General features: G+C 52.9%; 18 protein-coding genes and 1 tRNA gene. 9 read left to right on the top strand and 10 right to left on the bottom strand.

Annotated features, from left to right (window positions below; all coding sequences use genetic code 11):
* Positions 1–356 precede the first annotated feature (356 nt).
* The 3 genes from ACSPJT_RS01935 to ACSPJT_RS01925 all read right to left on the bottom strand — a co-directional run bounded on the left by ACSPJT_RS01935 (position 357) and on the right by ACSPJT_RS01925 (position 3743).
* Positions 357–1688, bottom strand: coding sequence for a helix-turn-helix transcriptional regulator (locus ACSPJT_RS01935; RefSeq protein WP_435894685.1), 1332 nt, complete (start codon positions 1686–1688; stop codon positions 357–359).
* Positions 1685–3076, bottom strand: coding sequence for a hypothetical protein (locus tag ACSPJT_RS01930; RefSeq protein ID WP_435894684.1), 1392 nt, complete (start codon positions 3074–3076; stop codon positions 1685–1687). Before ACSPJT_RS01930 ends, ACSPJT_RS01935 begins: the two co-directional genes overlap by 4 nt.
* A gap of 591 nt (positions 3077–3667) precedes the next feature.
* Positions 3668–3743: transfer RNA gene (locus ACSPJT_RS01925), tRNA-Lys, on the bottom strand.
* A gap of 390 nt (positions 3744–4133) precedes the next feature.
* Between ACSPJT_RS01925 and nusA the strand changes: the two genes are divergently transcribed.
* The 3 genes from nusA (at position 4134) to rbfA (ending at position 8132) form a co-directional block, all read left to right on the top strand.
* The gene (nusA, locus tag ACSPJT_RS01920; RefSeq protein WP_435894683.1) at positions 4134–5477 is read left to right on the top strand and encodes a transcription termination factor NusA; all 1344 of its coding nucleotides are present in this window, start codon (positions 4134–4136) and stop codon (positions 5475–5477) included.
* A 115-nt stretch (positions 5478–5592) separates the two neighbouring features.
* Complete coding sequence (gene infB, locus ACSPJT_RS01915) at positions 5593–7719, top strand: translation initiation factor IF-2 (protein ID WP_435894682.1); 2127 nt, start codon at positions 5593–5595, stop codon at positions 7717–7719.
* A 38-nt stretch (positions 7720–7757) separates the two neighbouring features.
* Positions 7758–8132 carry a 30S ribosome-binding factor RbfA gene (gene rbfA / locus ACSPJT_RS01910; protein WP_435894681.1) on the top strand — a complete coding sequence of 125 codons (375 nt, stop codon included), beginning with the start codon at positions 7758–7760 and terminating at the stop codon, positions 8130–8132.
* A 37-nt stretch (positions 8133–8169) separates the two neighbouring features.
* Here the strand turns inward: rbfA and ACSPJT_RS01905 are convergent, their stop codons facing one another.
* Together ACSPJT_RS01905 and ACSPJT_RS01900 are read right to left on the bottom strand one after the other, a co-directional pair.
* Positions 8170–8424 (bottom strand): hypothetical protein, encoded by a 255-nt coding sequence (locus ACSPJT_RS01905; RefSeq protein WP_435894680.1) that lies wholly within the window; start codon positions 8422–8424, stop codon positions 8170–8172.
* Between the two features lie 64 nt (positions 8425–8488).
* Positions 8489–9433, bottom strand: coding sequence for an RluA family pseudouridine synthase (locus ACSPJT_RS01900; RefSeq protein ID WP_435894679.1), 945 nt, complete (start codon positions 9431–9433; stop codon positions 8489–8491).
* A 94-nt stretch (positions 9434–9527) separates the two neighbouring features.
* On the opposite strand from ACSPJT_RS01900, the gene ACSPJT_RS01895 reads away from it, so the two are divergent.
* The 6 genes from ACSPJT_RS01895 (at position 9528) to ACSPJT_RS01870 (ending at position 13432) form a co-directional block, all read left to right on the top strand.
* On the top strand, positions 9528–10781 hold the full coding sequence (locus ACSPJT_RS01895; RefSeq protein ID WP_435894678.1) for a hypothetical protein: 1254 nt from the start codon (positions 9528–9530) through the stop codon (positions 10779–10781).
* 110 nt (positions 10782–10891) lie between these two features.
* Entirely contained in the window at positions 10892–11548 is a 657-nt protein-coding gene (locus tag ACSPJT_RS01890) for a MotA/TolQ/ExbB proton channel family protein (protein ID WP_435894677.1), read from the top strand.
* Between the two features lie 12 nt (positions 11549–11560).
* Complete coding sequence (locus ACSPJT_RS01885) at positions 11561–12001, top strand: ExbD/TolR family protein (RefSeq protein ID WP_435894676.1); 441 nt, start codon at positions 11561–11563, stop codon at positions 11999–12001.
* Positions 12002–12009: 8 nt separating this feature from the next.
* On the top strand, positions 12010–12564 hold the full coding sequence (def, locus tag ACSPJT_RS01880) for a peptide deformylase (RefSeq protein ID WP_435894675.1): 555 nt from the start codon (positions 12010–12012) through the stop codon (positions 12562–12564).
* Positions 12565–12612: 48 nt separating this feature from the next.
* Entirely contained in the window at positions 12613–12999 is a 387-nt protein-coding gene (locus ACSPJT_RS01875) for an ApaG domain-containing protein (protein WP_435894674.1), read from the top strand.
* Between the two features lie 16 nt (positions 13000–13015).
* A complete protein-coding gene (locus ACSPJT_RS01870) occupies positions 13016–13432 on the top strand; it encodes a hypothetical protein (RefSeq protein ID WP_435894673.1) in 417 nt (138 codons plus the stop codon).
* Between the two features lie 49 nt (positions 13433–13481).
* On the opposite strand, the gene ispD is transcribed toward ACSPJT_RS01870, so the two are convergent.
* From ispD to ACSPJT_RS01845, 5 genes are all read right to left on the bottom strand, one after another.
* Entirely contained in the window at positions 13482–14141 is a 660-nt protein-coding gene (gene ispD, locus ACSPJT_RS01865) for a 2-C-methyl-D-erythritol 4-phosphate cytidylyltransferase (protein WP_435894672.1), read from the bottom strand.
* Positions 14142–14167: 26 nt separating this feature from the next.
* Entirely contained in the window at positions 14168–14623 is a 456-nt protein-coding gene (locus tag ACSPJT_RS01860) for a GatB/YqeY domain-containing protein (RefSeq protein ID WP_435894671.1), read from the bottom strand.
* A gap of 19 nt (positions 14624–14642) precedes the next feature.
* Complete coding sequence (locus ACSPJT_RS01855; RefSeq protein WP_435894670.1) at positions 14643–15764, bottom strand: hypothetical protein; 1122 nt, start codon at positions 15762–15764, stop codon at positions 14643–14645.
* A gap of 7 nt (positions 15765–15771) precedes the next feature.
* Positions 15772–16221, bottom strand: coding sequence for a hypothetical protein (locus ACSPJT_RS01850; protein ID WP_435894669.1), 450 nt, complete (start codon positions 16219–16221; stop codon positions 15772–15774).
* An 83-nt stretch (positions 16222–16304) separates the two neighbouring features.
* A complete protein-coding gene (locus ACSPJT_RS01845) occupies positions 16305–17258 on the bottom strand; it encodes an SGNH/GDSL hydrolase family protein (protein ID WP_435894668.1) in 954 nt (317 codons plus the stop codon).
* Between the last annotated feature and the right edge of the window lie 42 nt (positions 17259–17300).

Genomic DNA, 17300 nt, shown 5'->3' with positions numbered 1-17300 from the left:
GGATCAATGCCTTTCTTGCGTGGATATGCTCTGAATGGCTCACAGTACGCCGCTGACGTACGACGGCCGTGAGACAGGATGATTTTGCGCGGAGCATGCATCCGGCGCGTCAGGAGGCCGTTTCCAGGGCGGTTGGTTGTCGCACAATTCCACCGCCAGCAAGGTCACTGACCCGGCATTGCCGGTTGTGATGCCGCGCAGTCTGATGCAGTGATGTCGGCACTGTCGGTGGGTGGTGCTGTGGTTCACATTCCGGAAGCTCCGGCACTTTTCCGACAGACACAAAAAAAAACGCCTGCCCCAGATCGGGCAGGCGCTGTTTCCCGGCAAAAAGTCCGGGCGGTCTCACCACTCAATCAGCCCCGGTCGGCCATTGGCAACTGCTCCCGGATGTTGGCGATGAACTCGTGCATGTCATTGGCGCTCACCAGATTGTCATCCAGCGTCACCAGCCCCTCGTTCTCCAGCCGCGCCAAGACCTCGTCACGCTTTGCCGCCGAACCGAATCCCGTGGCGCGATGCAAGTCCCTCAGTTTCATGGAACCTCCGTCCTCCCTCAGCAGTTTCAATACCTTGCGTGTAGTGTTCACCGAACAACCGGGCTCGATACCATGGCCGTGCCAGGCCAGGAACGCGAGACTGAGAGCCATGCTTCTCAGTAACGAGTTGAAGAGGTTGTTGGCGAGTTCCGCAACACCCGGAACAGGATCGCCGCTGGCGGGACCGGTGTACAGCGCCAGGGTCTCGCAGACGCTCTGCAGTTTGTGTATCGCTTCCAATATGCAGAACCTGTAGTTGACCGGCATCAACAGGAGTCGTTTCCAGATCCATTTCTGATAGTACCGGCACCACTTGTCTTCCGGCATGAGCGGGTAGTTACGCGGGATCAGGCCCGGAGTCTTCAGATGGAGTGCGAAATAGCTCATCCCCGGATAGTTCCGGAATTTCACTGGGGCGCTGCTGGTGTGAGGGAGGAAGAACAGGGGGTGCCCGAGTTCGAGCGCCGCGTCCACCAGCTTCTCATCGAAATCGTCTGCATCCAGAGAACCGGACAGCGCCATGGACTTCGCCGTGAAATCGAGCCCGCGTCCGATACCCGACGGCTCGCGGATTTTCTGAGGCTCCCCGGACAGGTCGTGACGGAAGGCTTCCCAGTCCTGCTTGTCGTCCAGCAGCAGGGTGATCGAGTTGCGCGGGTCCGTGACAAGCCCCAGCTTCGGATCGAATGCTCCGGCGTAGGGCCTGATGTCACCTTTGCCATATCCCGTGACCCTTGCGTCATGAAAGTAGCTTTCCCAGTCGGACAGGGGGGGCGACACCGGAAAGTCCTTCCGGTGTTGTTGGAGTGAGCGCACGGCAAAAAGCATGGCTGCGGGAGCCTGGGCGGGTGTTCCCCCGGCGAACCGGCCGGAGCCCCTGATGTCCGTGCGTTCGTCCTTCTGGTAATTGCAGAGTTTGCGGATTGCGTCCAGGACGGGATCTTCCGCACCGCCCGCGTTGACCAGTATCATGGAGGGGAGCTGGGCTGTGAGCCCCCGTGCCGCCATTTGCCAGTAGGACACTGTCATGGCGCTTGCCATTGCCTCCCGGGTCTCGGGATCGTCGGAGCAGTTGAGCATGAAATCATCCAGAACCTTGTAGACGGGTTCTGTTAACTGTTCGTAAGCGGTGGGTGTTGTTGTCATCATGTTATGTCAAGTGTGAGTGGTGAGGTGTTGGCGGGAGTGTCGCTGAGGTGCCATTCGCCCCCGGAGTTGCCGACCTTGCCATCCTCGAGCAGGCCGGAGAGCAACCGGCGGCAGTCGGGGGCGGTCAGACGGTTGAACCTCCGTGTCAGGTCGCGCACCGTATGGGGGCCTTCCTCCAGTTTCAGAAGAATGCTTTCCCTGAGTTCGGCGTTCCGTGTCTCCTTGAACGAGTAGGTCATCACGTTTCTGGCATTGGCCATGCGCTGGATGAGGAGGCTGGCGAACTGCTCGATACCCTTGAGGTGTTTTTGTGCGTCTGTCTGGACGACGGGAGTTGCCGTCAGTTCGAGAACACCGAAGGCCAGCGTGGCCAGCAGGTTTCTGACGCTTCCGCTGATTCCGGGGAGACTCTCCTCCATGCTCCTGAGGAATTTCATCCACCGGTGTTGTGCGGGCGTGAAATTGATTTTGTGTAACGTCGGATGGGGCGACTTGTGGTCGAGGCGCTTTCCGAAGCCCGACGCCAGCGCGCCCACGAACATGCTGTGCACATTTCCCAGGGGAGACGCCGGAGGGTCGCAGTCCGGAGCCACGGGCCCTGCATGACCGTCGACCAGCCACAGCATGCGGTCGAGCCATGCGACATGTTCTCCGCCGTTTTTTGCCAGTTCGTTCAGCATGTCACCGGGATCGGTCAGGATCAGGTTGCCACGGACGGTCTTGCCTCCCGCTCCGTCCGGATACCTCCCGTCCATGAGCGCGTCACAGAGGCTGGCTGTGCGCCCTGTGCCGGATGTGCGGGGCAGTCCCATGACCGCCAGGGGATGGCCCAGGTGCGTGCCGGAAAGTTGCTTCTCAAGCTGGGCCGGACCGGTGGCGGTGATCACGACCTTCGTGTTTCCGGTCAGTTCCCCGAAGTCCGGGTTCGGCGGGTGGCGGGTGACTGACGACCATTGGTTCGACCTGCTTGCCGTGCTTCCGGATTCGTCGCCGAGGATTCCCAGCAGCGCGTTCTCCGAATCGTTGGGCTGCGGTCTGTTCAGGAAATTCCTCAGCAGGGGCGGACCGAGCTGCTCCTGATTTCTTTTCATCGCCCGGACTCGTTCGAGTTGCGCGGTCAGATTGTTCTGGCGGATTCGGAGGGGCTCGAGCACGTCGTCGGTGACCAGGCTCGAACTGAGCGGTCCTGACACCAGGATGTTGCAGCCGACGTGTGACACTTTCTTGTCGTCACTGAGAATGCCGCTACCCGGACGGGCGATGTTGGAGAGGGTGCAGAGCATGGACGCCAGGGTGTTGACGCCGGCGTTGATGTCACCTTCACCCAGCCCGACGGCGTCGAAGGTCCGGAGAAAGTGGATGAGCTTGTGTTGGTCTTCAGGTGTCATACGCTGTATTTTTGGTACGACAGGAAGTATAAGGTTTTCGGTGAAGGATGTACAGCGAAGATCGGTGTTTAGCTGAAAAAAAATCTAGCCCTCCCCAAAAAACAGGGGCAAACCGCACCGGTGTAGCTTGACCAGTGTCAGCGTTCAGAGGGTGTTGAATGAGATGATCGGTTTGCCTTCTGACAGGGACTGGTAGATTGACAGGCGTGCTGGGAAAGGGAAAACCTTAGACAAGCGTTCCGTCAGCGGGACCTATACCGTTCTTGCGCGGAGCGTGCCCCCGGCGCGTCAAGGGCCGTTTCAAAGAAAGTAAGCTAAGAGCAGCGTAGAGGTAGCGGTGTGAAGCTGCCGGGTAGATTACCATTATTCGCGATGTAATGTAGTTGTCTCAGATTACGTCGCTAGTGAATTAGTTTGATAGTAAAGAGGTGATCTCCTGTCATATGTTGTGAAGCTCGTGACAACACGTAAACAGTGAACGGCCTGGAGTTCGAATAAAACAAAGAAAAAGTGTTGGCGTTTAGTGTTGGCGCAAAGGAGATCGCAAAAACAAGAAACCCGCTAATCCATTGAGGAATAACGGGTTAAAAATGGTACGCAGACTGGGACTCGAACCCAGGACCAATTGGTTAAAAGCCAACTGCTCTACCAACTGAGCTATCTGCGCCTTTTTGTTGGATTTGTGCTTCGCGTTCCGTTCGGACCGCTGGGCGGGCGCAAAATACGTATCCGCGGCCATTTCGCAAGATTTAATTTACCCTTTCTTGGATATTTTTTTGATCTTCGAACGTGAATGACTTAAAATCAACCAGATGCACGGTTTGAAAAAATGCAGACGCCCGCACTCGTCGCCTTTGTCATTTGGGAGAAAGAAAGAGTTTCTGCTTGTCAGCAGGGCGATTAGGCACTAAGGCATCTGCGCATCAGCTCTACGAACGCTCGGGGGTGGGTCATCAGACCCACTCTTTTGCGTCTCAAGGGCACAAGATCTTCAGCGTTCCTAATAAGTTCGTATCCATCTCATCCAGTTAACCATTTAATACCGCCAGACAAAGCCATGACCAACGACATCGTCGCACTCATTGACTATTACGAAAAAGAAAAGGGCATCGACCGCGACAAGGTCCTTGCCGCGCTTGAGTTCGCCTTCATTTCCGCCTATCGCAAGATGGTTCCCGGAGCTGATGCCATTGAAAACATTCGTGCTGATGTCGACACCCGCAAAGGTGACACTGTGATTTACGCAGCCCTCGAAGTAGTCGCTGATGATGATTACGTGGACAAATTCAACGAGGTGCCAGTTTCCTTGGCCCGCAAGGGCAAACCTGATGCTGAACTTGGTGACTCCATCGATTTCAATGTCACTCCAGCCAACTTCGGCCGCATCGCTACCCAGACTGCCAAGCAGACAATGATGCAGCGCCTGCGCATGGCTGAGAAGGAAATGATCTACGATGAGTTCAAGGATCGTGCCGGCGATATCGTCAGCGGCACTGTTCGTCGTTTTGAAAAAAGCGATGTCATGATCGATCTTGGCAAATTCGAAGGTCGCATTCCTTCCCGTGAGCGTGTTGTCACCGAGGACTACAACATCGGCGATCGTATTCGCGTCTATGTCGTGGCCGTTGAAAACGAAGCTCGCGGTCCTGAAATCATCCTTTCCCGTAGTCACCCGAACTTCGTCCGTCGTTTGTTCGAATCCGAAGTTGCTGAAATCGCTGACAACACCGTTGAACTCCGCGGTATTGCTCGTGAGGCCGGTTATCGCACGAAAGTTGCCGTCGGTAGTAACGATGATAAGGTCGATCCAGTCGGCGCTTGTGTCGGTCTCCGTGGTGCCCGCGTGAAAAATATCGTGCGTGAACTCAACAATGAGAAAGTCGACATCATCCGCTGGTCGGATGATCCAGCCGTTTTCGTTGTCGATGCCCTGAAGCCAGCCAACATTCGCACCATCAAACTCGACAAGGAAAACAAAGTTGTTTCCGTCACAGTCGACGAAGAGGAACTTAGCAAAGCCATCGGTCGTCGTGGCCAGAACGCTCGCCTTACAGCCAAGCTGATGGGCTGGGACGTTCAGGTCAGCAAGGACGAGAGCCAGCATGAGCAGTTCGAAGCCCGTGTAGGTGATGCCGCATCCACTCTTGGTGATCAGCTTGGCCTGGATGCCGAGATGGCTGATAAACTTTTCCGCGCCGGTGGTGCCACTGCCGAGTTGGTAGCACAGATGCCAGCAGACTACATCGCGGGTGCTCTGGAGATTTCCGAAGAAGAAGCCCAGGAGATTCTCAGCAAGGTAACATCTGCTGAAGAACCAGCCGCAGAAACGACAGAAGAAGTCGCTGAAACCACCACAGAGGAGCCCAGCGCAGAGAAAACCGAGGAAAAGGCAGACGCCTAATTGTCTAGCCACTTCTCGAACCAGAGTATACCAAATACAAAATTCGATTCAGACGGACAACGTCGTCCTGACCCACACATTTCCACACATCCTTCCTACCCACTAACTATCCAGCATGGCAGATTCCAGCGATAAACCGAAAAAATCCAAAGACGTACTCGATCTCATTGATGATAATCCTGAGAAGAAACTGTCGCGTCGTGAGCGTCAGCGTATTGAGGAGGCGTCCAAGGTTAAAAGCGTGGATGCTCAGAAAAAAGAAGCTTTGGATATTTTCGAGGATGACAGCACGAAGAAAAAAACTTCCGTTGTCAAAAAGACCGGTGGATTGAAAAGGCAGATGCCAACGATTTCCAAGATCTTGGATCCCGTGGATGAATTCACAGCCTCGAAAGAAGCCGCCAAATCGTCTCCAGAATCATCCGATGATGAAGGTTCTGAGAAAGTGGCCGAGGTCAAAGATGGTAAAATCATCACGATCAAACCCCCAATCATCGTTAGCGATCTGGCTGACTTGATGGAGTTGAAATCTTTCCAGCTAATGGCTGACCTCATCAAGCTTGAGGTTTTCGTTGCTCCACACCAGGCCATCGAGCCCGACATCGCGGAGAAACTTTGTGAAATGCACGGCTTTGTCTTCGAGCGCGAGAAGCGTGAAAAAGGCGGTGGTGTTCACAAGGAGAAGAAAAAGATCAAAGAACCCAAGGCCGTTGAACACGAGCCAGAGGAGAAACTCGAGTATCGTGCTCCCATCATCACTTTCATGGGTCACGTCGACCACGGTAAGACATCACTTCTGGACTATGTGCGTAAAAGCCGTGTCACCAAAGGTGAAGCAGGTGGGATTACCCAGCATATCGGAGCCTACCACGTTGTCCATCATGGCCACCCGATCAGTTTCATCGATACCCCAGGTCACTCAATTTTTACTGAGATGCGCGCCCGTGGTGCCGATGTCACAGACATCGTTGTGCTCGTTATCGCTGCAGATGATGGCATCATGCCTCAGACCAAGGAAGCTATCGAACACGCCAAGAAAGCGGAAAAAACCGTCATCGTCGCGATCAATAAGTGCGACATGCCTGGTGCCGATCCAATGCGTGTGAAAACCCAGCTCATGGAGCACGGCTTGCAGCCCGTTGACTTCGGAGGTGAAACCGAATGTGTGGAAGTTTCCGCCATCACCGGGCAGGGAATGGACGATTTGTTAGAACTGATGGCTCTTCAGGCTGAAGTGCTCGAACTCAAGGCTAACCCACGCGCCAATGCTCGTGCCTCAGTCATCGAGGCCAGCATCCAGCCAGGTAAAGGACCTACCGCTACTGTCATCGTGCGAGCAGGCACTCTCAAGACTGGCGTGCCATTCATCTGCGGTCCATACGCAGGTAAGGTCAAGAGCATGTTCAACGACCTCGGCGAGCAAGTTAAAGAAGCTGGCCCAGCCATACCTGTGGAGGTCGTCGGTTTCGCCGAGCTGCCACACGTAGGTGATGAGCTTGTGCAGATGAAGAACGAAAAAGCTGCCAAGAAACTTTCCGAGGAACGTCTCGAAGCCAAGCGCAACAGCCGCCTCCAGCGTCCTAAGATGAGCCGTATGGAAGATCTGATGTCCATGGTTCAAGGCGACAACAAACTCCAGCTCAACATCATCCTCAAAGGTGACGTGCAGGGTTCCGTGCAAGCCATTCAAAATGCTGTCGAGGAGATCAAGAGCGACAAGGTGGAGCCCCGCTTCATCAGTGCCGCTGCCGGTGCCATCACCGAGGGCGACATCCTCATGGCCAGTTCATCCGGCGCCGTGGTGTTAGGATTCAATACCAAAGTGGAATCCAAAGCCGTCAAGGCAGCCCGCAGCGAGGACGTTCAGATCAAACTTTTCTCAGTGGTTTACGAACTGCTTGATACTGTCGAAGAATCCATGCTTGGACTTCTTGATCCAGTCACACGTGAGACCATCATTGGTCACGCCGATGTGAAGCAGGTCTTCAAAGTCCGCAAGGGCAAGGCTGCTGGTTGTATTATCAAGGACGGTAAAGTCTCCCGCACCGCGCACGCCCGTGTGCTGCGCGGCAAGGTTCCTGTTTTCGATGGCAAGATGTCCACCCTTCGCCGCCACATGGACGAAGTCGACGAAGTCAAAACAGGCATCGAATGTGGTATCCGTCTTGGCAACTTTGATGAATACGAAGAAGGCGATGTCATCGAGTGCTACATCCTCGATAAGATCCCTCAAACACTCTAGGTGCTACGATTTTTCATTCGTAAAACTCCACAAAAACCATGAGCCAACGCCTGGATAGAATTAACGAACTGCTTCGCCGTGAAATCAGCACGGTGCTGCAGCGCGATTTCGAATTCGCCGGTGCTCTGGTTACAGTTAGTGGTGTGGAAATCACTCAGGATCTACGCGAAGCCAAGGTCTTTATCGGAGTTCTTGGTGGGCATGTGCCCAATGTTCTGGAACAGCTCGCTCAAAAGCGTGGCCTGATCCAAAGCCGCATCGCCAAACGTGTGGTCCTGCGCTGCACACCGATCCTCGATTTCCGAATCGATAACTCCGCCGAAAGAGGCGTGGAAATGGTCAACATTCTTGAGGAAGTCGACAAGCTACCCAAGGCTCCTCTTGAAGAGGAAGGCGAAGATAAGGGCGAGTAATTCAGTGGACCTCGGTGTCACTGTGATGATACCCTATCTAATTCTCGAGCGACTCAGGAAGAGAATAGAGCAGTTCCTGATAACGATCTTCATCGAAATCCCGCTTGTCGATATACATGCGGTTAGACTCATCGGCTAAGCACAGTGCAATCGCTTCCATGGCCTCGTCCGGACTGAGACCCTCTTTTTCTACCAAGCGAGTATACGTGGTTTTGACATACGGAGTCTCTGCGGATTCCAGCTGTTGTTGCACAGCAGGCATCAGGGCATCAATTAATGACTCGTCATTCATGGCCACACATTAAAACAAAATTTGGTTAGACGCAATCTGAATAGCAGTTCAGACCAAAGTCATTCTACTCCAACTCAGCAGCATCAGTCCATGGCTTGTATTCCTCCGGAATTTCTGACTGGAAGGCCATGCGTTCTCCAGTCCTCGGGTGATCAATGACCAACTGCCATGCGTGGAGCATGAGCCGACCAGGTTGGGTCACTTGACGTGCGGGTTTCGCATAGATGGGATCTCCCAAAATAGGGGTGCCTAGATGAACCATATGGACTCGAATTTGGTGGGTTCGTCCCGTGTGCAGGTCACATAAGATGAGCGTGGTTCCATCTTTCGCTGTGTGAAGCACTCGGTAGTCGGTGATCGCTGTTTTGCCGCTGCCGGGGTTCACCACCGTCATTTTCATCCGGTTCACAGGGTGCCTGCCGATGTGGGTGAAGATGGTGTCTTCAGCTTTGTTAGGTTTACTTTGGACGACAGTGAGATAGCGTTTTTCGTTACTCCGGGACGCGAACTGATTGGCCAGATGTCGATGCGCCTCATCGGTTTTAGCCGCCACCATGCAGCCGGAGGTATCTTTGTCCAGACGATGAACAATACCCGGTCTGTGAATATCAATATCGGGCTCGTCATCACTGATGCCGCTCATTCCTGAGAGTTTGCCTTTGCAATGGAATAGCAGCGCGTTGACCAGAGTTCCATCGGCATTGCCAGCTGCCGGATGTACAACCATGCCCGGTTCCTTATCCACAACGATAATATCGTCATCTTCATACAACACATTCAGCGGAATGTCTTGGGCGGGAGTCTTCTCGGCTTCTTCCTGTTCTGGCAAGATGACCGAGATGGCATCGCCATTGGAAATGGTCTGCTTTGCTTTCGCCTTGCTGCCATTTAGCAAAATATCTCCCGACTTGAGCAATGACTGGATTTTGGATCGTGACAGATCCTGCAGGCGATTACTGAGAAACTGGTCGATGCGTTGTGGCTCGATACCTTCCACGTCAATGTTCACAGGAGGATGGTGAGGGGTGGGGGAAGCGAAGTCAACGAACACTGTTATCGGATTTAGAATTTGAGCTTTTTGCTGGAGGAATTAGGGTCTGCTCGTGAGCCAGTTCACACTCCTGCAAAAACGTGCCGCCATCTCTGTGGTCGCGGCTGTGGGAGTCCATGCATTTGTCTTTGCACTCTGGATACTACTTCTTGTTTGGGACCTGCCGCTGTTTGCATTTCAAGCACCTCCCAGTGAGCCACGACCGGAGCCCGAAGTGACTGTGATGCTTCGCCCAATGTTGCCGCTTCCTGAGCCGAAACCACTTCCGCTACCAGAGCCACCGACGGACGAACCGCAACTTCAACCCTTGCCGAAACCTCCTCAGCCCCCCAAGCCTGAAGTGGCCGCTCAGACACCTACACCGAAACCCTCAGTGGTAGTCAAACCGAAGGCAGATCAAGTGGCTCCATCCAAGGAGGCCGACCGTCGTTTTGCCCGCACATCTGCCGATCAGGCGGGAACGCCTGATGCCCCCACGGACATACTTGGTGAGCGCGATACTCGTGCGGCATCCGAACAAGCTCCCACACCCGGAGCTCCTCCTAACACTCCGTCACAAGACGGATCAGCGCCGCTCCACCCAGACCACGTTGAAACGGTTGATAGCACCCACAAGGATGGCTCGGTAGGGATGGATAAAACTGGCGAAGAAACAGAAACACCACAGGAGGCCTCTGCTCGCAAGGATTCATCCACTATCGACGAAGCTCCTACCTTGGTCACCCCCAAACCCGATGAAGGAGAATCAGCTCGTCCGAAAAACAAACATCTCGAACAGGGGCTGATGTTACCTACCGCAGATGATGGTGACGGAAAAAAAGCCATCCAAGACAGACCCAAAGCGGATGAGAGTCCGAAAGAAAAGCCTAACGAAGGTGCGAAAAAAGACGGTCGTGGTGACGCAACCGAACAAGATCCTAAAAAGGATGGCTTCAATGGCCTGTCTCGCAAGACCAAGGTTACCGGATCGATTTCCCGTCGCGGTAAAAGCGCGCTCAACGTCAAGAACTCACCGTTAGGCAGGTATCAAGCTTTAGTGAGTAAGGCCGTGGAATTACAGTGGCGAAGGAATTGTGAACAATACCGCGATCATATCGTGCCCGGTGTCATCTCGATGCGCTTCTATGTGGATGAGAACGGCAAGGTCTCTGGTATCAAGGTGCAAGAAGTTGTTGAAGGCAACCTGATCGAGCGAGGCTTCACTCAACGAGCCATTCGCCAGGCCAAACTCCCAAAAATGTCCAAGTCCGTGATCAAAGAACTCAAAGGCGAACCCTTGGAGTTGATCTACAACTTCTATTTTTAACCTGGGCTTCCGTCGGCGCTTGAAGAAATCCTGATTTCCCGCTGGATCATCACGCCGTCCCAGTGCATTCCCTGTGCATCGAAATTTCAGCGAATACAATGCAACTCATCATGGATAGCTCGGACCCCGCCGCATGGCAGACGGTGTGGAATTTTTTCAGAAACGGCGGATGGTTTATGGTGCCCATCTTGGCGTGTTCCGTGGTTGCCGTCGCTGTAGTCGCCTACAAGATCATGACCCTCGCCAAGTCCCTGATCATTCCTGAAAGCTTGGTGGTCGAGGTAGAACAGATTGAGGAGCATCTGGAAAAAGGTAGCTTAAACGGTCTTCAGGATCAATTCACAGCCGGGGAAACATCTTTGGCCCGTCTTTGCAAAGTGGCTCTTCACAATGCAGGCCGCACTCAGGGGGAAGTTCAGGAAGCTGTTCAATCCGCCGCACGTGAGGAGATCGTCAAGATGAATACCGGCATGCCTACACTTGAAGTCGTCATTACCATCGCTCCATTGTTAGGACTACTGGGAACGGCCAGTGGACTGGTGATCGTCTTCGCCAACGTTGGTCAGTCTGCCGATCACGCCAGTGTCGGCCAAGGCATTGCCATGGCGCTCAACACCACCGTAGCAGGTCTCGCTGTCGCTGTCCCCACAGTTATCGCCCATAGTCACTTCAATCGGAAAATCGAGCTCATGGCCGCCCGTTTGGAGGTGCTCATGGGCAAGGTGACTTCCGCCTGTCACCAGCACGTGTTTTTCAAAAACCGATAACCTTCCGATCTCGTGGAGTTCCAACGCGTCCAACGTAAAATCCCTCAAGTGCCGATCATTCCCTTGATCGACATTCTGGCGATTTTGTTGATCTACTTCGCAGTGGAGTTTGACCCAAAAACCAAACGTCCAGTGATGAATATCGAGCTGGCGCTGGTTCAGGATTCCAAGATCACATCCGAGGTCGTTGAACCTGCGGCAGTGCTCGCCGTCTCGGCGGATGGTAACATCACTTTGGATGCGACACGTATCCACGAAGAAATGCTGGTTGACTATCTGAAGGTGTTTCGTGAAAAGTTCCCCAACCGGAAACTCGAACTGGAGCCAGATAAAGGTTTGCCACTCGAAGGATTCATCCGTGTGCAAAACGCCTTAATCGCAGCTGGCATCAACCCCAGAGATGTCCCATCTCGAGTCAAACTGCCTGAGTCCTCATTGGAAAATAATAAATAGTTAGATTCATGATCCTAGATATCACTCAATACGGGGACCCCGTGTTACGCAAAAAATGCCGACCCGTTGACGAGATTGATGAGCAGACTCTCAAACTCGCCGATGACATGGTGGAAACCATGATCGATGCGAATGGCGTCGGTTTGGCAGCCCCCCAGGTTGGTAAAGATATCCGGATGGCTGTCGTCGATGTTTCACATGATCCGTCATGCGTTTCTTTTCTGAAGGTCAATGGCGAGGATGCCAAAATGGATGACATCATGCCACTGATTTTCATTAACCCAGAGTTGGAACTCGATGGGGCTCGTGAATCAGATAGCGAAGGTTGCCTCAGCATTCACGAAGTCAGAGCCAATGTGCGCAGACCCAGTATCGTCAAAGCCAAACTTCCTCTGTTAGACGGCACAGTCATAGAACTCGAAACAGACGGTTTGCTCGCCCGTGCGATTCAACACGAAGTCGATCACCTCAATGGCATTCTTTTTGTAGATCGGATCAGCCCCGCTGCCAAAGTCAGCATCAAGCGCAAGCTGCGTCGCTTGGCTGCCCATCAGGGTGGTTAGATTGGGACTAGTCTTGCTTCTTCATTTTTTCTTATTCAAGATTCCACCGTGCCCAAGCAATACAAAGAACTGGAAGGGCTTTCAGTCCGCATCGATGATGTCATCTACATGCCCAGTCTGGATGCACCGGCCGAGAAGCCTCATCCTTTTGTCTACTTTGTGACCATCGTCAATCAGTCGACCGAACGAGTTCGGATCATGGGCAGAAAGTGGATGGTGCGCGAGTTAGGGGGAGAACTCACAGTCGTTGAAGGCGAGGGGGTAGTGGGACAGACACCGGCGCTCGAGCCGGGCGAAGACTTTTCATACAACAGCTACCACGTCATTGCAGACAATGCGGTAGCCTCCGGTTCCTTTTTTGGAGTCACTGCCGAGGGCATCAAAGTTCTGGCACCCATTCCTGAGTTCAAGCTCGAACTGCCTGACTGGGCGTAACGGACCGAGCGATAGGATGAGTGCCCTGAAAAAAGTCGGTGCCGTTTCGGGAGTTTTCTCATTGTGGCTAGGCTTGATTACAGGTGCTGGTATGCTGCTGTTAGCTGTTTTGTTATTAAAACTCCTACCTACTCTGAGAAGTGAATCTGAGATCGTCTATAAGGATCATGTCGAGAACGGCTCGATTCATCAGGTCAATTTTGAAGCAGCCTGGTTTGCACATAACGTGGCCGTAGAGATGGCGCGTTACGGTTTGCCCGTGATAGGGCTGATCGCCGTGTTACTCCTTGAATTGGGAAGTGTGAACGCTAAGCGTATGGAGAAAAACGGTCGAAAACATCCGTTAATATCAGTGAAGACAGCCGTAGTTCTTCCCTACTTTATGATTGTGTTAGTGTTTGTCGCTTGCCTCATAGTCTGGTCATCCATCTAGCGGTGGAATCAACGATGAGCCTATCACAGAACCAATCAGCATCACTGAATTAACCTAACAATTTTTCTGCCTGATCAATATCCGCTGGATAGGTGATTTTGGGATTCGCACTGTCATTGCTGACAAGCTGCACGGCCTGACCAATCAGCTCCATCGCGGAGACTTCATCGGTGACCCGGGCACCGGATTGCTGAACTTGTTGGTAGGCATTGACTAACAGACTGGCTTTGAAAATTTGCGGGGTTTCCATCAGCCAGAGGTTGTCACGACTGACCGACTCAGTGACGATACAATCGCCGTTAGCACGCTTCACCGTCTCAGTAACGGGGCGGGCTGAGGCCGCAGCACCGTGGTCAACAGCAGCCTGCAGGACCTTGGCGATTTGTTTTTCTGTGATCAGTGGTCGGGCGCCATCGTGCACAGAGATGTAGTCAATATCACTCGGCAGTACCGCCAGGCCTGCAGCAACGGAATCATGACGATCGACGCCACCGTCGACGCGCTGGATGACCTTGTTAGAAAACTCAAGATCCAAGGAATCGAAACGGTCAGCAGGGCAGACAACGATGATGTTGGTGATCGAAGGACAGTCTAAAAATGTCTCAATGCTGTGCTGGAGCACAGGTTTACCACGCAAGGAGGCGAGCAGTTTATCGAATCCCATACGCCGGCTTGATCCGGCAGCTACGATGATGGCGGCGAATTTCATCTAAGCGATGTTCGAGTCAATGACACTCAGGAAAGGCGTTTCATCACCGCCTGAGAAAGGGTTTTGCCATCGGCTCGACCACCGGTTTTCTCCTGAAGTATTTGCATGACCTTGCCAATATCTTTGCGAGACTCCGCCGCAGCTTCGGTGATGGCGGCATCGACAGCAGCCTCGATTTCCTCTTGGCTAAGCTGTTCCGGAAGATAGCCCTCGAGCACGGTAATTTCTTCTTTTTCGGTTTCGGCGAGTTCAGCACGACCGGCTTTTTCAAACTGCTCGATGGAATCCTGACGCTGCTTGATCTGCTTGCGAATGATACCGGTGACCTCTGCGTCGTCGAGCTCAGTGCCGGCTCCAGATTTTTCGATAGCGGCGTTGGTGATGGATGTTTTTAAGGCGCGAAGGACGTTGAGAGCCGTTTTATTGCGCTCGCGCATGGCTGTTTTCATATCGTCCGTGATCGTATTGGTGAGAGAACTCATGTTGTATTGGTGTGATTGGTTATTTGGAAAGGTGAGGAGTAATGTCTTTGTCGGCGATTGTGGCCGTGCGACCGTCGGCTAATCCGATCAGGCGGACACCTTTGTAAGCTTTTGGAGATACCAACACACATGCTGTGCCGTCGCCATTTTTGATCTTCGACTTGTCGCCAAGGAAAATCCAGTCGGACTTACCGCCGCCATCAGGATCTGTGTATTGCTTTTCCTCGTCTGTTAGATCCAGATCCGATAGCGATTCAGGCGCTCTGCCCCCGTTGAGCTGTTTGTGGATCTTGTATTTTTTCATCAGGCTCTTGAAGGTAGCGAATCCAGGGTGATTGGAATTTGATCCGGTTGGGACGTTTGCACCTGACGAATCACCGTCACCGGATGGGGTGGCATTGGCTAGTTTGTCCAAGTGCTCTTTGATGGATGACTCCTTGAAATTAACAATCTTACCATCGTCCAGGCCGCAAACACGAGCCTCACCTAACGGCTCGGGCTCGGCCAATACGATGTGAGATTCATTGGCTTTGAGTCGAGCCCCGAGATGGCCGATGTAGATCCAATCTTTTTTTGCACCAGTGGTGGGATCGACAAACTGCTTGCAGTCGTCGGGTAGATTCAGCTCAGCAAGAGATGCAGGAGCTTTGCCGTTGGCGGATTTATACTCCGTGTATTTTGCCATGACCTGATACATGCGTTGGCCGCGGGCCTCGGTCGCTTTCTGCATCGCTGATTGGTAAGTGTGCTGGATCAGGCGATGAGCCAGCAGCTTTTCGGCAGGTTTGATTTTTTCTTTCTCCGCATAGGCGATCAGAAAAGTGACGTCGGGCTCTTTACTATTGAGAGCTTTGAGTTGGTCCAAGGCAGTCTTGAAAGTGCCGTCAGTGACCAAGTCCTCACGTTTGCGCAGTTTTTTTTCCTGATCCTTGGTTAAGTCGAGAACCTGAGCGCCTTTCATCTTTTTGACCAAATCCTCACGCGCCTCACGCGATTTTTTATCACCGGCAGCATCAGGGTGCTCGCGGTAGAAATCGCGAGCGTAATCCTCCATTTCCTTTTCCAAGGCATTTTCACGAGCTGCTTGGAGAGCGGTAGCACTCAGTAGAATGGTGAGGCAGAACATCAGATACTTTTTCATACGCCCATCATTCCCTCATAGCGGTGAGGTTCAAGGAAAGAATCGGCCAGAAATAAAACAAGGAGAGCCATGACGGCCCTCCTTGTGGGGTTATTAGGTCGGGGTGAAGTGTCACTATCGGCGGACGGTGATCCAGCCATGGGGACCACGGATGGTATAGATGGCGTGGGACCGGTGAAGACTGCCGTGGTGGCCATGATGACCATAGTGCGGGCGCACAATACCGGTGGCAGCGGTGGACAACGGGCACACTGTAGTAGCGATAGATTGGACGGTGGTAGCAATCGTATCCTACGATGATGCGGCGTTTGTAGACTCGGCATCCGCAGGGTGCATGACCGCTACAATATGTGTAGCTGTGCCCAATGTGGTGAGGGTGGGGGGCAGCTTCGGCTTTCTCAGGCAGAGCTGCGAAGGAAACGATGATGGTGGCGAGGGTAGCGAGGATTGTTTTCATAACGGCGGGGTTTTGATGTTCGCTTAATCGACGAACAGTCCTGCCGCGTATTCAGAAATTTTCTCCTTACCCTAATTGGCCACTTACTCGACTTTACAAAGTGCTTCGATCTCCTTGGTGAGCGCCTCCGCTTGTGCTTTCGCTTTGGCGAGTGGCAGTCCCTTGGGAACACCAGGTCGTTTGTGTCCAGCTTCGGTCAACCATGCATTCCTCAAGACGGCCATTCTTTTGAATTCCAGAACGGCTATTTTTGCAGGCAACCTGTGTTGGCGCAGCATGTCTTCAACACTCTGGCTGTCAGCAGCCTGATCGTCTCCAAACCATTTTAAAATCGGCTGAGTCATGATCCAGTGACCCGCGGCATTGGGATGCACTGCGTCCTTTTGCACTGTGAACTTAGGATCACTCTTGCGTTTCGCCTGAATGGTTTCAGTCATGTGGGAGTTCAGATCGATGACATTCCACCCCTTGGCTCGCTGAGACACAAGCCAAGCAGAGTATTTCGCCAACACATCAGTATAATAGGCTTTCGACTTATTGACTTGTGAATCGTAGTAAGGCGGAGTGATGAAAATGATCTTGGCTCCTGTCGCCTCGACTTTGGTTTTCAGTTTGATCAGACCCTGTTGGTATTTCTCGAAACGGTTCTGGTCAAAGGGCATTTGAATTCCGCAATTCATCCCGTAACAGGCGAACACCAGATCAGGTTTGGTTTTGGTGAGAATGCTATCAAGCCTCGTGTGCAAGTCCGGACGCGGAAACCTTCCTCCGGCGTGTCCTTTTTCACTTAGTCCAGAGACAGTCTCTGAACCCAGCCCCATATTGATGACTGAGAACTGGCGCTCAGGAAAAGCTATCTGCAACCAAGTTTCAAAATTGGCCACATAGTTGCCGCCATAGGTGATACTGTCTCCGAGAAAGATGATCTTTTGCGCATCTGTGAGGAGTTTGCGATGTTGCTCTGTGCGATCTTGGGAGTGAGCCAGCGGCAATATCGCAAACAGGGCGATACAGGATGAGGTGAAGATTGATTTCATAAAGACGGAGTCAGGTGCACCATACGTGGCATTGAGCCGAAT

The sequence above is a fragment of the Oceaniferula spumae genome, from assembly GCF_042849255.1.
GTDB classification, from domain to species: Bacteria; Verrucomicrobiota; Verrucomicrobiia; order Verrucomicrobiales; family Akkermansiaceae; genus Oceaniferula; species Oceaniferula spumae.
The sequence above is the reverse complement of the archived record's forward strand: the minus strand, read 5'-3'. Positions and strand labels throughout refer to the sequence as shown.

Bases quoted from the DNA above. Each gene is read 5' to 3' on its own strand.
- ACSPJT_RS01935 (WP_435894685.1), bottom strand. From the start codon at position 1,688: ATGATGACAACAACACCCACCGCTTACGAACAGTTAACAGAACCCGTC.
- ACSPJT_RS01930 (WP_435894684.1), bottom strand. From the start codon at position 3,076: ATGACACCTGAAGACCAACACAAGCTCATCCACTTTCTCCGGACCTTC.
- nusA (WP_435894683.1), top strand. From the start codon at position 4,134: ATGACCAACGACATCGTCGCACTCATTGACTATTACGAAAAAGAAAAG.
- infB (WP_435894682.1), top strand. From the start codon at position 5,593: ATGGCAGATTCCAGCGATAAACCGAAAAAATCCAAAGACGTACTCGAT.
- rbfA (WP_435894681.1), top strand. From the start codon at position 7,758: ATGAGCCAACGCCTGGATAGAATTAACGAACTGCTTCGCCGTGAAATC.
- ACSPJT_RS01905 (WP_435894680.1), bottom strand. From the start codon at position 8,424: ATGAATGACGAGTCATTAATTGATGCCCTGATGCCTGCTGTGCAACAA.
- ACSPJT_RS01890 (WP_435894677.1), top strand. From the start codon at position 10,892: ATGGATAGCTCGGACCCCGCCGCATGGCAGACGGTGTGGAATTTTTTC.
- def (WP_435894675.1), top strand. From the start codon at position 12,010: ATGATCCTAGATATCACTCAATACGGGGACCCCGTGTTACGCAAAAAA.
- ACSPJT_RS01870 (WP_435894673.1), top strand. From the start codon at position 13,016: ATGAGTGCCCTGAAAAAAGTCGGTGCCGTTTCGGGAGTTTTCTCATTG.
- ispD (WP_435894672.1), bottom strand. From the start codon at position 14,141: ATGAAATTCGCCGCCATCATCGTAGCTGCCGGATCAAGCCGGCGTATG.
- ACSPJT_RS01860 (WP_435894671.1), bottom strand. From the start codon at position 14,623: ATGAGTTCTCTCACCAATACGATCACGGACGATATGAAAACAGCCATG.
- ACSPJT_RS01855 (WP_435894670.1), bottom strand. From the start codon at position 15,764: ATGAAAAAGTATCTGATGTTCTGCCTCACCATTCTACTGAGTGCTACC.
- ACSPJT_RS01850 (WP_435894669.1), bottom strand. From the start codon at position 16,221: ATGAAAACAATCCTCGCTACCCTCGCCACCATCATCGTTTCCTTCGCA.
- ACSPJT_RS01845 (WP_435894668.1), bottom strand. From the start codon at position 17,258: ATGAAATCAATCTTCACCTCATCCTGTATCGCCCTGTTTGCGATATTG.